Annotated in this window: 18 protein-coding genes; 14 read left to right on the forward strand and 4 right to left on the reverse strand. The window is 61.5% G+C overall.

Annotated elements, in window-relative coordinates; all coding sequences use genetic code 11:
• Positions 1–486: 486 nt before the first annotated feature.
• Complete coding sequence (locus O7A60_RS30950; protein WP_337109458.1) at positions 487–648, forward strand: hypothetical protein; 162 nt, start codon at positions 487–489, stop codon at positions 646–648.
• A 576-nt stretch (positions 649–1,224) separates the two neighbouring features.
• Here the strand turns inward: O7A60_RS30950 and O7A60_RS30955 are convergent.
• Positions 1,225–1,647: a RidA family protein gene (locus O7A60_RS30955; RefSeq protein ID WP_337109459.1), complete on the reverse strand. Its 423-nt coding sequence runs from the start codon at positions 1,645–1,647 to the stop codon at positions 1,225–1,227.
• Positions 1,648–1,777: 130 nt separating this feature from the next.
• Between O7A60_RS30955 and O7A60_RS30960 the strand changes: the two genes are divergently transcribed.
• Positions 1,778–2,674: a LysR family transcriptional regulator gene (locus O7A60_RS30960; protein WP_337109460.1), complete on the forward strand. Its 897-nt coding sequence runs from the start codon at positions 1,778–1,780 to the stop codon at positions 2,672–2,674.
• A 679-nt stretch (positions 2,675–3,353) separates the two neighbouring features.
• On the opposite strand, the gene O7A60_RS30965 is transcribed toward O7A60_RS30960, so the two are convergent.
• Entirely contained in the window at positions 3,354–3,530 is a 177-nt protein-coding gene (locus O7A60_RS30965; protein ID WP_337109461.1) for a hypothetical protein, read from the reverse strand.
• A gap of 160 nt (positions 3,531–3,690) precedes the next feature.
• Positions 3,691–3,900, reverse strand: a complete 210-nt coding sequence (locus O7A60_RS30970; RefSeq protein WP_337109462.1) for a hypothetical protein — start codon at positions 3,898–3,900, stop codon at positions 3,691–3,693.
• A gap of 276 nt (positions 3,901–4,176) precedes the next feature.
• Between O7A60_RS30970 and O7A60_RS32065 the strand changes: the two genes are divergently transcribed.
• From O7A60_RS32065 to O7A60_RS30980, 3 genes are all read left to right on the forward strand, one after another.
• Positions 4,177–4,458, forward strand: coding sequence for an ATP-dependent DNA ligase (locus tag O7A60_RS32065; protein ID WP_415926878.1), 282 nt, complete (start codon positions 4,177–4,179; stop codon positions 4,456–4,458).
• A gap of 22 nt (positions 4,459–4,480) precedes the next feature.
• Entirely contained in the window at positions 4,481–4,846 is a 366-nt protein-coding gene (locus O7A60_RS32070; RefSeq protein ID WP_415926879.1) for a hypothetical protein, read from the forward strand.
• 459 nt (positions 4,847–5,305) lie between these two features.
• Entirely contained in the window at positions 5,306–5,545 is a 240-nt protein-coding gene (locus O7A60_RS30980) for a DUF768 domain-containing protein (protein ID WP_337109463.1), read from the forward strand.
• 715 nt (positions 5,546–6,260) lie between these two features.
• Here O7A60_RS30980 and O7A60_RS30985 read toward each other — a convergent pair.
• Positions 6,261–6,431, reverse strand: a complete 171-nt coding sequence (locus O7A60_RS30985; RefSeq protein ID WP_337109464.1) for a hypothetical protein — start codon at positions 6,429–6,431, stop codon at positions 6,261–6,263.
• A gap of 997 nt (positions 6,432–7,428) precedes the next feature.
• On the opposite strand from O7A60_RS30985, the gene O7A60_RS30990 reads away from it, so the two are divergent.
• From O7A60_RS30990 to O7A60_RS31030, 9 genes are all read left to right on the forward strand, one after another.
• Positions 7,429–7,605, forward strand: coding sequence for a hypothetical protein (locus O7A60_RS30990; protein ID WP_337109465.1), 177 nt, complete (start codon positions 7,429–7,431; stop codon positions 7,603–7,605).
• 458 nt (positions 7,606–8,063) lie between these two features.
• Positions 8,064–8,789 carry a GntR family transcriptional regulator gene (locus O7A60_RS30995; protein WP_140746944.1) on the forward strand — a complete coding sequence of 242 codons (726 nt, stop codon included), beginning with the start codon at positions 8,064–8,066 and terminating at the stop codon, positions 8,787–8,789.
• A gap of 2 nt (positions 8,790–8,791) precedes the next feature.
• Positions 8,792–9,826, forward strand: coding sequence for an ADP-ribosylglycohydrolase family protein (locus O7A60_RS31000; RefSeq protein ID WP_337109466.1), 1,035 nt, complete (start codon positions 8,792–8,794; stop codon positions 9,824–9,826).
• Complete coding sequence (locus O7A60_RS31005) at positions 9,823–10,797, forward strand: PfkB family carbohydrate kinase (RefSeq protein ID WP_337109467.1); 975 nt, start codon at positions 9,823–9,825, stop codon at positions 10,795–10,797. Before O7A60_RS31000 ends, O7A60_RS31005 begins: the two co-directional genes overlap by 4 nt.
• Positions 10,798–10,838: 41 nt before the next feature.
• Positions 10,839–11,918, forward strand: a complete 1,080-nt coding sequence (locus tag O7A60_RS31010) for an ABC transporter substrate-binding protein (protein WP_337109468.1) — start codon at positions 10,839–10,841, stop codon at positions 11,916–11,918.
• Between the two features lie 26 nt (positions 11,919–11,944).
• Entirely contained in the window at positions 11,945–12,814 is an 870-nt protein-coding gene (locus tag O7A60_RS31015) for an ABC transporter permease (RefSeq protein ID WP_140883364.1), read from the forward strand.
• Positions 12,814–13,602, forward strand: coding sequence for an ABC transporter permease (locus O7A60_RS31020; protein ID WP_337109469.1), 789 nt, complete (start codon positions 12,814–12,816; stop codon positions 13,600–13,602). Before O7A60_RS31015 ends, O7A60_RS31020 begins: the two co-directional genes overlap by 1 nt.
• Complete coding sequence (locus O7A60_RS31025) at positions 13,602–14,666, forward strand: ABC transporter ATP-binding protein (protein ID WP_337109470.1); 1,065 nt, start codon at positions 13,602–13,604, stop codon at positions 14,664–14,666. Before O7A60_RS31020 ends, O7A60_RS31025 begins: the two co-directional genes overlap by 1 nt.
• A gap of 286 nt (positions 14,667–14,952) precedes the next feature.
• Positions 14,953–15,084, forward strand: a 132-nt coding sequence (locus O7A60_RS31030) for a DUF1515 family protein (protein WP_337109471.1), incomplete at its 3' end; no start/stop codon positions are given.

Consider the following 15,084-nt stretch of genomic DNA (forward strand, 5'->3'; position numbering starts at 1 on the left):
CTGCTCGTCGCACTGATCATCAATGTCTATGTGCAGAATCTGCGTGATCGGCAACGCATCTGATTACCGGCAGTGCCTTTCCATAGCCACGGCAGTTTCATCGAGGAGCCCGCTGCCGAAGGTGGCGGGCTTTTTGCTCCTTGGTCGGAACAGCGCGATCTGACGCGCCTTTTCCCGCCCTTGTAAGCGCCCTCCGCCTCGAAAGAGATCTCATCGTGCAACTTGCCATGAATGCCCTGCGGCAATCTCAAGGTCAGGGGGTGCTCGATAATGCAAATTTATAGAATTTTGCGGTCATGCAGCAAACGCACCAACGTCCCGCTCTCTCTTTGGCGATTATCGGATTGACAAACCCAATGTCGTTTAAGGACCGGGCCCCAAGGCCGATTTGTCTGATTTGTACGATTCATTACGCCGGCTTGCGAGCTACTTTCACTAGGGATACCTCTCGCTTTCGCCATGGAGCATTTGCCATGAACGAACGCGATGAGTCGAAAATTTCGGTCCGCCAAGGAAAAGCACGCCAACTGGCTTGTCGACAAAACCGGCATCACCCATGGCCAGGCTCGCGAGCTTATCGATTTGCTTGGCGTTGGCAGTCTGCCATCGCTGGTGCGCGAAGCGCTCTTGCTGGCGAAAAGTAGCTGAAGGGCTGTTTGGTCCGTTTGCTGCATAAGACCGGAATTTGGAAGCGCCACGTTTTACCCTAGACCCGTCGCGCCCACGGTGGGCTAAGCGGGTATGCCAGCTTCACGGTCGGACGGCGATCTCCACTGGCAGCGGGGAGCGCTGGTTCTGCAGCGAAGCTGATGCCCGGTCCGAAGGATGCCGAAAAGCACGTCGAAAAAGCCCACCATAGTCTTGCAATGCCGACGCGCGGCCTTGGTGTCTCTGACGGCCAGCGAGCGTCGTCAGGTTAGGAGTGTGTGGTCGAGCGTTGTGGCCCATCAACTCAACACCAGCCCGGCCATTAAGAGGACCATCGCGAGCGACAATGGAACTGCCAGCAGCCAGCCAGCTTCAAGAACGTCGACTTTATCAAATTTCATAAACGGGCTCCTCGTATGAGGAAGGGTTCAATCGCCCGATGGTTCCATTGATGCTAAGCCCATTCTGAGATGGTCGCTCCGCAGATCAAGAAAGAGCCCGCTCTGAGAGCAAAAGCAGGCTCTCTGTTCGACCCAGTCGAGCGACGCTGAAGCCTCAGCCGAGCGAATTATTCGATCAGCATTTGTCAGCCGACCGGCCGCTGGTCGTCGACGGGATCCGGGCGACAACCTTGATCTCGAAATCAAAGCCGGCAAGCCAGTTGACGCCAACTGCCGTCCAGTTCGGATAGGGAGGTTGGCCGATCTCTTCGGCCCGGACGGCCAGCACCGTTTCGATCTGTTCGTCCGGTTTGGTGTGGAAGGTGGTGACGTCGACCACGTCATCGAAGCTACATCCGGCGGCGGCCAAGACCTCGCGCAGATTGGCAAAGGCCCGCCTAACCTGATCCTCGAACAAGGGCTCGGGCGAGCCGTCGTTGCGGCTCCCGACCTGACCCGATACGAAGAGAAGGTCGCCCGAGCGAATGGCGGCGGAATATCTATGAATATCGTATAACGCGTGGCGTTTGGCCGGATAAACGGCATTCCTTGCAGGCATTTCAGTTCCTCTCAATCTTGGTGCGGTGCGACAGCGGGTCAGAGCTGAGCCGCCTCGAGTGAGAGGTAAGCAATCGGATTGCGTGTGTTAGCCGTTGAAATCGGCATGGGATGATGCAAAATCCCCATCAATGGCTCGCCCTTCGCTCAATGACCTTACTGCCTTCGTGGCCGTTGCCTCGCACCGCAATTTCCGGCGCGCCGCTGACGAGATCGGCACGGCGCCTTCGACGTTAAGCCATGCGATGCGAGCGCTCGAGGAACGTATGGGCGTGCGCCTGCTGAACCGCACCACACGCAGCGTTTCGCCGACGGAAGCAGGTTACCAATTGCTTGGGCGCCTTCAACCGGCGCTTGCCTCACTGGACGAGGCGCTCGACAGCGTCGCGGGTTTTCGGGGCAAAGTTGCGGGAACAGTCCGCATTAATGCACCGCGGCTGGTGGCTGGCCATCTGGTTCGCGCGGCTCTCCCCCGGATGGCGGAGCTGCACCCTGACGTGACTGTGGATATTGTCGTCGATGGGCGACTCATAGACATCGTGTCCAGCGGCTTCGATGCCGGCGTGCGCCCCCTTGGATCGGTGCCTAAGGACATGATCACCGTGTTGCTTGCGCGCCCGCTGACATTCATCTGTGTCGCCTCGCCCGCCTATCTCGATCGCTTCGGCGAGCCGGGAACCCCCGAGGAATTGCGGCGCCACCATTGCATCGGTCACCGCATGCCCAGCGGCAAGCTTTATCGATGGGAGTTCGAGCGCGCGGGCCAGGAGCTCGCACTCGAGGCAAACGGCACCATCGTCCTTGATGACGAAGAGCTGATGGTCGAAGCTGCAAGAGAGGGTCTGGGCATCGCCTACGTGGCCGATTGGGCCGCCGAGGCGGCCTTGTCCGAGGGCAGTTTGCGTAAAATTCTGACCGCGTGGGTGCCAGCTCCAGAAGAAGTTGCGGTCTACTACCCTGGACATCGAGCCGTACCGCCCGCACTGCGAGCTTTTCTCGATATTGTCAAAGAGCTGCGGAAGAAATAACCGAAGCGACGAGCGGCCGCACCATGACTGGTCATTGAGCTACTCCAAGTCCGCTGGCTCTGCCGTCGAGCTTTTATTAATGACCTGAGGGCGGAGCTGGGTCGGGCCCGCCATTACATCTCGATCAGGGTATAGGCGACGCCAAAACAACGGTCGTGATGACCACGAAAAAAGCCCAGCCCCTCAGAGCGGCCCGCACGTCCTCTGGCTTTGCGCCCTTCTGATCATTGTAATCGTTCATGCCGAACTCCTATGTCTCGCTGTCGATGACCGCTTCGCCTCGAGTTGAAAACGATGCTCGCTCGAAAGCCAAACCCCCGCCCTCATGTCGCGCCACAAGTTGTGGTGAACGCGATCGAAGCGCGTTCTGACACTCCGTGCCTTGACCGTCGTGGAAGATGGTTCCGTTGTCTCGATTTGTTCTCGCGCGCTCACGCTTTCAGACTGGGCGCGCCACCTGGCGGAGCGGAATAGCCGATAACTCTAGTTTCAACAACTTCAGTAACGGTTGATTCAACCATTGCTGGTATTTGTTCCGGAGTGTGGTGGCGGCTCCGACTGTGCGATGGGTCGCTGGGTTGCCGGAGCCGCCTGCGCAGTCCGGTTGGGATCTGACCGCGCTGTCTCAGAATAGGACAGCGCGGTCAACGATCCGTTAAGATTTCGCTGGCCGGGCGGATCAGCCGTCATAGGTCAGCTTATCAACCGTGGCGATGATCGCCCTGGCCAGCGCCTCGGCCCGTGGATCGGTTAAGGGCCGTTCCGTCACCGCATCTTCGCTTGGTTGCACGCCGGAGGACACGTTTCTTCGATTGCCGGAGCGCGGACCATCATTCTTCAACACCGTTGCTTTCATAAGGCGGCCAGAGCTTGAGCACAGCGTCCTAAACTCGCGAGCCGTGTGGAACATTGTTGCGTCGAAACACTTCGCGGTTGCACCGTCGGTTCTCCCATTCCGGTGCATGTTCCCACGACTGTTGGACTGGCCCGCTGCCGAAAGGTAGCGGGCTTCTTTCCTATTTCCGTCGAGGAAACACGAGAATCTTCGCTGCGGTCTCCTGCTCCAGCGGTTCATGTTCCGGCTGCTCGTGCCACATCACCTGGCGAAGATCGCACATGTCGACCGCTTGACCGCAGATCTTGCACAAATAGAAACGCTCTGCGTCGGGCTCGCCTTCGTGCGGCTTGCCTTCGATTGGTGGTCCGTGGTCGGATAGCTTTGTCATGGCGGTGGCAACATCCCGCTACCTGAAAAGTTCCGGAACTATTTTAGCTAAAGCTGATTGAACCGCGTGCATTTGCATGAGTCGGTGCATGCGTCTGAAGTTCATCAAGCCGATGGAGCCGGAACTGGTCGACACGCCACCGCAGGGCGATGACTGGCTCCATGAGATCAAATTCGACGGATACCGCACCCAGGCCATCAAGGACGAAGACGGGATTCGGCTGATCACAAAGAACGGCTACGACTGGACCGCTACATCCAACTTGCTGGGGAGGCCGTGGCTATCGAGGCGGAAAGCTTCATCATCGATGGCGAGGCGATTACGATCAACGAAGCGGGCCTGTCGGAGTTCCACGTGCTGCAATCAGCCGTCACCAGCCGCAAGCCCTCGCGCGACCTGTATCTGGTGGCGTTCGACCTCTTCCACCTCAACGGACACGACCTGGGGAACCTGCCGGTGGAAGACCGTCGCGAGATCCTGCAGGAGTTGCTTCCGGCCAGCGGCCGTATCCAGTTCAGTGAAGCGAGCCCGGCACTGGCGCGGCCGTTTACCACCTAGTGGACCAGGCCGGCCTGAAGGCGTGGTATCGAAGCGCAAGGACAGCGTTTACCGCAGCGGCCCGACGATGAACTGGCGCAAGATCAAGTGCTATGCCGAAAAGGAGATGGACATCATCGGCGTGCAGCGCGAGAGCGGGAAACCCTTGATGGTGCTGATGGCCGACAAGGGCCGTTACGCCGGCGGCGCATTCGTCACTTTCAAAGCCGACAAGCGCCAGCGCCTGTGGGACCGGGTGCAGGGGAAGGTAGGCGGGCCGGTCCCGAAAGGGCTCAAGAGCGACAAGGCGGAGTGGCTGAAGCCAGGTCTCGTTGGCCGCGTGCGGTTCCTGAAGGGCGAGGAGAAACTCCGCCACGCCAAGCTGCTCGATTTTCGAGATAAGCAATAGCCAGCGCTTGCCCACGATCATTGGGGGCACTCGGAATCGGCGTGATCTTCGGCACAGCGGCGCTTTGGCCTGGGGAACGCGGTGTCCGGCGAGGTGCGGTAGCTTGCAGAGGCTTTAGCCTCGATCTCAAGCTTGAACGCTCGCACGCCGGCGTGGCAAACCGCATGCCGGCTCGGCATCCAAGAAGGAGAGTTGCCCGGGAGGACGCCGCGCCTAACAGCGAGCTAGCAGGGGGCTGCGTCGTCTCGCCGGCTAAGTGTTATGCGCTCTTTAAGGCACTCGCACAAAGCATCCGAACGTACTAAGGGGTCGGCCGATCGGCGATAACAGGCAATTTCGTTGTCGACGTTGCCGGTACCTTAGAGGGGCTGACGTAGATGAACCTGCCGGATGATCTTGGTTCCGTTTGATCCCAGCGCCCTTGTATTCTAGCGGAATCTAATATGCGCTTGCGGCCTCTTGGGAAATGAGCACGCGCGGCGTCAATTTTCTGCCAAATGGCTAGGCAGCAACTGTCAGGCCTCCCCCAGTGCCGACGTAATTTCGATTGCCGAGGCGATCCAGAAGCTTTTCGCGGACGCCAAGGCAATCGCGATCAGCAGCGCCGAAATCGAGGAAGAGACTGGCAGCGTTCGTGAAACGGTGCTCGATGCCGGGTTCATCATGACGCCGGCTTTTTTGCACCGTATAGGAACCTGATATTCGTTGGCAGGTTCGAAAGGCGGCAGCGCCCGTGCTGCTGGTCAGGTCCCCCAAGACCTGGCCGGGCCCGCTTCTCCGCCAGTGAGGCGGGCCCACGGGGACTGCCTGCAGCGCCGGCCGCGCCCACGCCCAAGATAGATTAGACGCAACTAAAAGCTCTTGCCCGAAGTCTACCGCCTCGAGCGCGAGCGTGAGAAGCAATGGCAGTGGCGAGCATCGGGCGGCTGCGTCAAGAGCGATGCGTTGCGGCCGCAGCGAGCCGCCAGGTCCGAACGGCGCCTCGGCCGTGCAGGACAGCGGCGGATAAGAACGCCCGCCATCGGTGGTGGTACGTCGGGGTGCACCGGAGGCTGGTGCGGCCGGCGCCGGCGTCTGACGTGACGGCCGTGGCGCTCTCGCTTGTCCAGCAGGACCCGCTGGATAGCCGCTCGGAGGAGCGGGAATATTCCGGGCTAACATTGTTAGAGCGTTCCTAGACAAGGCTGTTCCCCCTCAAACGATCCTGGATAGCATCCTTGTAGCCGCTGCAAGATTTGCAGGCGGCTCTGGTTCGGCAGCCCGCGCAGCGGTGGAACTTTCCCTGCGCTTTGGGGTTGGACGCCTGTCGATTGCCCAATCCAAGCATTGGAACGGAGGGAGCTCGCCTCGGCTGATGCCGGGGCGGGTTTTCCAGCATGGCCGAGACGGTCATCCCGACCCAGCGGTCATAGCATCACTTGCCTCTCCTGTGCGGCGCGTCGGAGACTGTTTGACGCAATTGCCACCCGTCGATGGACTTCTGCACGTCGAAAGATATGGCTTGCGCGGTGATCGGCGCGGCCCATGAAAGGAGGACAACGCTGACCGAGAATGAGATCAGCAAAGCGAAGGCGGTCGCGAACAAGACGTGGTCCTCTTTGGAAGCACGAGCTTAACCGCCGCCCATCCGGTTCGTTCATTCACGTTCCGCTAGCCTGTGTGTCGTGGTTACCCCTTGCTTAACGAGCCGTTGGCAATTTGACGCGCGGCCGTTCGCTAAGCTGGATATCAGCGTAAACTCAGTCATCGGTCGCCACTTATCCGGATGCAGCGACAGTCTGCCATCACCGGTGCGCGAAGCTCCCTTGCTGGCAAAAAACAGAGCTGCGACGAAGCTTAGGCGGCCCCTGGAAGGGGCGCCGCGCATGTGCCAAAGCCATTTTGTGGTATGATTTGCGTTGTGGGTAGAATGCCAAGAACAAAGCAAAAAAGGTGATTGAAATCCCGATGGAAGGCGAGCTTGAAACGGATGCCGCCTACTATGCTCGCAAGTGCGGCATCACGACACGTGAAGCCGCCAAAATTATTCGGAAAGCCCACGCGCCAAAGCTCACCATCGTGCCTAGAGGACGTTAAAGCCGGCGATTGTACACCCAACCGGATCATAGGATTCTGTCGGTGACAGGGGCACGGGAATTTTGTACGCATTCGGACATGCCATTGCGAACAGGTCCACTTAGGAACATGCTCAACCTTCACCGGCTCGTGCCCTCGAAAGCCGGCGTACGGCCCGGCCTGCGGGATCCTGTGTCACACGATGAGCAGGCCGGGCTGTTGTCCTTTGTGGGTGTTGCCAGATGACTGACAATTCGGTCACGCTTTCGAGATAGCTATGGTCCTGGCCGTTGCGGCGATTGGGGTTATCCTGTTGTTACGGGCATCTTCTGAAGGGCGCTAGTCCCGTTACCATCGGGGATTTATGTGAAAAGCCCCGGCGCATGGGGTGCACCGGGGCCTTTTGACATGTACGAGATACCAGCATGTCCGCTTTTAAGCATGTGCTGATATGGTCAAGGAATGGTGAATAGGCCGCTACCCTGACTCCGGCGGGCTTTTCATTGTGCAACGTGCTAGCCGGGACGATGAGCAAAAAGCCAGCCTTCGTCGTCTATGCGCCCCCATTGAAGGGATTGCCGTTCCTGGCCGTGACCCTTGATCCAAACGGAACCGCTATCGCCAGCCCGTTCGGCACCGAGTATGAGGCGGTCGCGCATAATCGACAACTCGCCGCTTCGCCTGGACATGGCACCAAGCACTAGCGCGTAAAACAATCATGTTCGGCGGCACCGCCGCCCACCTTCGCACGGAATGGAACCTGCCGGTTAAGTGCAATGTCCGGGATCATCTAAGCACGGGCAAATTCAATATGATTATTCAGATGGAGGGGCGATCACGCTCCAACTCGACGCTCTGCGCAATCGGGACATTTCTTTTCAAGCATTGGACCGAAGGTGGCGGAGCCGGTTTCTGTTTCGATGACCGGAGCGCCCGGCCCACGGCAATGCCCAGGACGATGGCGAGGCCAAAGCAGCATTCGTTAGCAGGCGAAGAAGGAAAGGCCCGCAGGCTGGTTTGCGGGTCCTTTCAGGATGCGGAGCGAGATCCCAAGTGTGTGCAGGCCGAAACAGATTCGCTGCGAATCCCGGTGCCCCGTTGACGGTTGTTTTCAGATAAACTATTGCACAGGATCATACAGGTTCACTGAACAGGTATCGATATGGCCCGTCGCGCGATGCAACTCACTCCCGGCACGGGCAAGCCCGAGCAGATCGCGACGGTTCTGGAGCATGAGATACGCTCCGGCCTGCTTGGGTTCGGCGACCGCCTGCAGAGCGAAAACGAGCTCGTCCAGCGCTTCTCCGTCAGTCGCAACACAGTCCGCAAGGGGCTCGAAGAATTGTCGAGCCGGGGGCTCATCACAACCAAAGTCGGCATCGGATCCTTTGTCACCTTCGACGGCATGCCGGTCGATGACGCGATCGGCTGGTCGCGCGCGCTTGCCAATGCGGGCGCCAATGCCGAGACCCGGACATTGCGGCTCGAGATTATCGAGGACGCGGAACTTGCGGCCAGGCTCGGGGTCGGGAGTTGGTCCTTCATCGCCGTCGATCGCGCCCGCACCAATGCCGATGACGGCCACGCCATCTCGATTGAGCGCAGCCGCCTGCCGCTGTCGCCCGAATTGGAAGACATACCGCTGCGCGGCTTGCGCGAAGGCTCGCTGCACCAGACGCTGCGCGGGGCAGGGCTTGTTCCCGATCATGGCGAGGAATGGGTCGACGTCGAAATGCTGAGCGCTGCCGACGCCGCGATACTCGGTTGTGCGCCCGGCACGCCCTTCCTGCGCACACGCCGCCTGACGCGCGCCGCTGACGGACGCGCCATCGAATTCGTCACCAGCCTGCTCAATCCGGCGCATTTCGCGCTCCATCTGGAGTTCTGAGCATGGCGGACGCTGCCGTGATGGATCGGGCAATGGGCGCGCTGATCGGCGGGGCGCTTGGCGATGCGCTGGGCATGCCGACACAACTTCTGTCGCCGTCTCGCATCGCCGAGCTCTACGGCCATGTCGAGGATTTCGTCGCGCCTGCCGCCGATCACCCGGTGTCGAAGGGGCTGGCCGCCGGCACGGTCACCGACGACACCGAACAGGCGCTGCTGCTTGGCCGCATCCTTGTCGAGTCCGGCGAGCGCTTCGACCATGCGCGCTGGGTCAACGCGCTGCTCGACTGGGAGCGCGACGTCAAGGCGCGTGGCAGCTACGACCTGCTTGGACCGTCGACCAAGCGCGCCATCGACGCCATCAACAGCGGTGTGCCCGCGGACGATGCCGGCCGCGGCGGCGACACCAACGGCGCGGCGATGCGCATCGCGCCGGTCGGCATCATGGTGCCGCCGGAGCCGCTCGATGCCCTCGTCGCCAAGGTCGCGCAAACCTGCCGGGCCACGCACAATACATCGATCGCCATTTCATCGGCTGCCGCAGTCGCTGCCGCTGTCAGTCTCGGTATTTCGGGTGGCGACTGGCGCGCCGCTTGCGGCCATGCGGTCGCAGCGGCAAGACTTGGCGCCGCGCTCGGCCATTGGGTCACCGGCGGCGACATCGCCGCGCGCATCCTCTGGGCACAGGACCTTGTTCGCGGCAAGGGTGAGAAGGAAGCGATCAAGCTGATCGTCGACCTGGTCGGCACGGGCGTCGCAAGTCAGGAATCGGTGCCGGCGGCATTCGCGGTGCTGGAGGTCGCGCAAGGCGATGCATGGCGGGCTGCGGTCATCGCAGCCAATCTCGGCGGCGACACCGACACCATCGGGGCGATTGCCGCCGGCATGGCCGGCGCCTGCGCCGGTCTGTCGAAGCTGCCGCAGGATCGCATCTGCGAACTGCATGGTATCGACGTCGCGGACGTCCGCACGTTGGCTCTTGATCTGGTCGCCGCGCGCCATTCCAAGACTGGCCCAGGCAAGGAGGACGCCGCATGAGGGGACGGCTCGTCCATGTCGGCAGCGCCGTGGTCGACTACGTCTACCGCATCGATGCCTTGCCCGCGGCGGGCACGGAAAAGACCGCGACGAGCTACGCACGGGTTGCCGGCGGGGGCTTCAACATGATGGTCGCGGCAAGCCGCACCGGCATGAAGGTGGTGTTCGGCGGCCAACTCGGCACCGGGCCGGACGGCGACTTCCTGCGCGCCGCTTTCGCGGCCGAAGGCATCGAGACGCTGACGCCGCCGTCGCCCTCGATGGACAGCGGCAATTGCGTCGCCATGATTAGCGGCGACGCCGAACGCACCTTCGTCTCGTGGCCAGGGGCCGAGAGCCAGCTCACGCCGGCCGTGATGGCGCCTGTCACGATCATGGCGGGGGACTGGGTTTTCACCTCGGGCTACACGCTGAGCTATCCCGATAGCCGGGATGTGCTCGCCGACTGGATCGAGGCGCTGCCGGCCGGCATTCCTTTGGTCTTCGACCCGACACCGGTGATCGCCGACATTCCACGACCAATCCTGAACAGGGTGTTGGCGCGTACGACCTGGCTGAGCTGCAACACCAACGAGGCCGCCGAAATCGCCGGCCCCGGCGATGCCCAGACCGTCGCGATCCGATTGCTCGCCGAGCACTGCCCCAGGGGCGATGGCGTCGTCATCCGCGCCGGCGCGCATGGCTGCCTCGTGCGCATAGCTGATGGCGGCACTCGCGCGGTGCCCGGTTTCGAAGTGGAGGCCGTCGATACCAATGGCGCCGGCGACACGCATATCGGCGCCTTCGTCAGTGGGCTGTCGCGTGGAATGCCGCCGTGCGAGGCGGCCCGCTATGCCAATGCCGCGGCGGCCCTTTCCGTCACCCGCCATGGCGGGTCCTCGGCACCCACGCATGAAGAAACCCAGGAATTCCTGACCCAGCACGACCAAGCAACGACGGCGCATGGCCGGGAGGAAGCGACTGCAACTTAACAAGCCCATCAAACCGGGCAAACAATGAGAGGAAAGAAAACATGCGCATGCCAAGACTGACCGCGCTTCTGACGGCGACCGCCGTCTTTGTCTCAGCCTTCACGGCTTGTGCATTCCCTTTGGCAGCACAAGCGGCCGAGGAAGTGCATGTGCTCAACTGGAAAGGCTATGGCGCCGACGAGCCTTGGGCGGTCGCCAATTTCGAGAAGGCGACCGGCTTCAAGGTGGTCAACGACTTCTTCAACTCCGAACAGGAGATGCTGACCAAGATCCGGACCAATCCCGGCCTCTACGACGTCGTCATGATCAACGCCGCCTTCAACGACCAGGCTATGGCCGGCAAGCTGATCCAGCCGATCGATGTCTCAAAACTCTCCAACTATGCCGACATCGCCAAGGACAAAGCCGGTTCGCCGATGCTCGACCATGACGGCAAGGTCTATGGCGTGCCGTGGGTGTGGGGCCTGACAGCGTTGGCTATCAACGAGAAGTCGTTCGACAAGCCGCCGACCAGCATCGCCGAGATGTGGAACCCGGCCCATAAGGGGCGCGTCATCATCCGCGACGACGCCGTCGAGGCGGTGCAGTTCGGTGCACTGGCTTCGGGACAGAACATCAACGACATCAAGGATATGGAAGCGGTCAAAGCGAAGCTCACCTCGCTGATGCCGCAGATCAAGACCTTCTGGAGCTCGGAGAACGACTGGAACCAGATGGTCGCCTCCAACCAGATCGACATCGGCACCTATTGGAGCGGCTCGGCCGATCGCGCCAAGACGCATTTCAAGCTGCCGGTCTCGCTGGTCATCCCGCAGGAAGGCTCGGTCGCCTGGCTCGACGCCTTCTCGATCCCGGTCGGCTCCAAGAATGTCGCCGGCGCCGAAGCCTTCATCAACTACATGATCGATCCGAAGTTCTATGTCGAATGGGTCACCAAGGTCGGCGCTCCTGTTTCCGCCAACACCAAGGCGGTCGAGGCGCTGCCCGGGGATGCCTTCAACCGCAAGGTGATGGGTGATCCGGAGGTCGCCAAGCGCATCCAGTTCCAGGCGCCGATCACCGACGAGCAGCGCGAGAAGTACTTGGCGCTATGGCAGGAGCTGAAGGTCAACGTGAAGTAACGGGCGTCTTTCGGAGGAGAGGCAAAATGGCTGACCAGCTTGCGATCGGTTCGCGCCGTGGATTGAGGCCCGCCCTGCCGCTTCTCCTGCCCGCCTATCTGTGGCTGACGGTGGCGATCTTCTTGCCGCTGTCGGCCATGGTGTTCTTCTCCTTCATGACCGACCTGCCGCTGGCCGGGAAGGAGTGGTCGTTCACGCTCGGCAACTACGCGGCCTTCTTTTCGCAAAGCCTCTATTCGAAACTGCTGCTCGCGTCGCTGCGTCTCGGGCTCGAGGTCACATTGTGGTGCGTCGTCATCGGCTACCCGGCAGCCTATGTGCTGGCCAAGGTGCTGAAGGGCCGCAGCCGCGAGGCGATCTTCCTGCTCGTCATCCTGCCCTTCTGGTCGAACGGGCTGGTGCGCATCTTCTCGTGGGCCATGGTGCTGCGCGAAGGCGGCATTCTCGATACGGCGCTCAACGCGGTGCTGCCGTTCAAGATCAACATCGATCTGATGTATTCCTATCCCGCCGTCATCATCGGCCTTGTGCACTCCTACGTGCCCTACATGGTTCTGACCTGTTACCTGACGCTGCAGGCCATCGACGACTCGCTGATCGAAGCCGGCCGGTCGCTCGGCGCCACGCGGCGGCAGGTGCTGTGGCGGGTGATCATCCCGCTGTCGATGCCTGGCCTGATCGCCGGTTCAGCGCTGATCTTCGTGCCGGTGGTAGGCTCCTTCATGGAGCCACGCATCCTCGGCGGCCGCACCGGCACCTTCTACGGCACAGTCATCGAGGACCAGTTCGTCGCCGTCTTCAACTGGCCGCTGGGTGCTGCGCTGTCCTTCATCCTGCTGGCGGTCGTGCTGATCATCCTGGCGCTGGCCGCTCCAGTTTTGCGGAGGGCAGGCTGATGGCGACGACGCGCATCCTCGAATGGCTCGGGCGCTTCTACATCGTACTGCTGCTCGCCTTCCTCTATCTGCCGATCATCATCATGGCGCTGATGTCGTTCAACACGTCGCCCTTTTACCAATTGCCGTTCGAGTGGACGACGGACTGGTACGCTTCGCTCTGGCAGAACGACCAGCTGATCGCGGCGAGCTGGAACAGCATCGAGATCGCCGTCATCACCACGATCATCTCAACGGTGCTGGGCGTGATGGCTTCGCTCGCGCTCTACCGCTACGAATTCCGCGGCAAGAAATTCCTGCAGGCGCTGCTCTTCCCGCCTATCGCCATTCCGTGGCTGATCACCGGCACGGCGATGTTGATCTTCTTCTTCGGCGTCGGCATCGGCCGCGGGCTCGTCGCCATCCTGCTCGGCCATGTGGCGCTGGCGCTGCCTTATGTGATCGTCGTCGTCTCTGCCCGGCTGCAGACCTTCGCGCCGGAACTCGAAGAGGCGGCCCGTTCGCTCGGTGCCAACCAGTGGCAGGTGACCATACGCGTCACGCTGCCCTGGATCATGCCTGGCGTGATCGCCGGCGGGCTGTTTGCATTCGCCGTGTCGTTCGACCAGTTCGTGGTCTCGTATTTCCTGTCGACGCCCGGCCAAACGACGCTGCCGGTCGAGATCTATGCCGCGATCCGCAAAGGCTTCACGCCCGAGATCAATGCGGTCTCGACGATCATCATTGTCGTATCCATGGCGCTGATGCTGCTGACGGCACGCTTCTTCAAATTCGGTGGAGAGAAATAATGGCCGGCGTCGAGGTAGCTAACCTCTCCCGCAGTTTCGGCGCGCACAAGGCGCTGGACGATGTCTCGATCGATTTTGCCGATGGCGGCTTTTACGCGCTGCTCGGCCCCTCGGGCAGCGGCAAGACGACCCTGCTGCGCCAAATCGCCGGCTTCGACTTTCCGGATTCCGGCCGCATCGCCATCGGCGGTGAAAGCGTCGAGCGCGTGCCGGTCGAAAAGCGGCGCATCGGCATGGTGTTCCAGAACTATGCGCTGTTTCCCAATATGAGCGTCGCCGACAACGTCGCCTTTGGCCTTTCGGTGCGCGGGGAAGCGAAGGCGGCGATCGCCACGGAAGTGCAGCGCGCGCTCGACCTCGTCCAGCTCGGCAAGCTCGGCGGCCGCCGGCCGCATCAACTCTCCGGCGGCCAGAGGCAGCGTGTGGCGCTGGCACGCTCCATCGTCACCAAGCCGCGCGTGCTTCTGCTCGACGAGCCGCTCGGCGCGCTCGACAAGGCGCTGCGCGTCGACATGCAGATCGAATTGAAACGCATCCAGCGCGAGATCGGCATCACCACCATCTTCGTCACCCACGACCAGGAAGAGGCGCTGACGATGAGCGACCGCATCGGCATATTGCGCGACGGCCGGCTGGTACAGGAGGGGCCGCCCGAAGAAATCTACGACCGGCCGCAAAGCGAATTCGCCGCGACCTTCCTCGGCGACGCCAACATCTTGCGCGGCGAAGCGACCGCCAACGGCATAAAGCTACCGGACGGCACAGCGATCGCTGCCTCTGTCGGCGCGTCCGTGCCCACGGGTGCAAAGGCGAGCTGCGCCGTGCGGCCGGAGCGCATCCAGATCTCGACTGGCGCGGGGAAGTCTGATCACGCCAATGCCAACACGCTCAAGGGCCAGGTTTCGAAGCGCATCTTCGCCGGCAACAACAGCACCTATTTCGTCGAACGCGGTGCCCAGACGCTAAAGGTGATCGTGCAGAATACAGGTGCCGAAAGGCTGGCCGAGGGCCAGGAAGTTGTGCTGAACTGGTCGCCGGAGAGCACGGTACTGATCGCTGCCTGAACTCGCCGACCGCGTGGCATCAGGAGAGGCCCAAATCTCTGGAATCCTCTCGCAGAAATCTCCTGAAGCCGCGGCTGGTGGAGTTCGTATAGCTGTCCCACTGACAGAGCAGGGCTCTCTAGGGAGCGTCATGCATAGGTGAAGCTCATCTGATTTGGAGAGGATCGGAGCCCGAGAACGTCCGCACGTGTTAGACTAGCTCGAACCAAGCGTGGAGGAGGGAACCGACGAGCTGGTGGAGCGTGTGAGCGCTACCTAGAGCGCGGTCAGTAAGCTCAATGCCAATATGACCAGCGTCAAGGAAGTGACGGCCGAGGTGACGCGCTGGAAACTTATGGGGCTGGGGACACTTGGCGTAACCGGCATGGCAGCCGCGGCCCTGGCCTCCCTCGTCACGGCGTATTGGTCGGATATCTGG

It is taken from the genome of Mesorhizobium salmacidum (SeqCode) (genome assembly GCF_037179605.1).
Taxonomy (GTDB): Bacteria; Pseudomonadota; Alphaproteobacteria; order Rhizobiales; family Rhizobiaceae; genus Mesorhizobium; species Mesorhizobium salmacidum.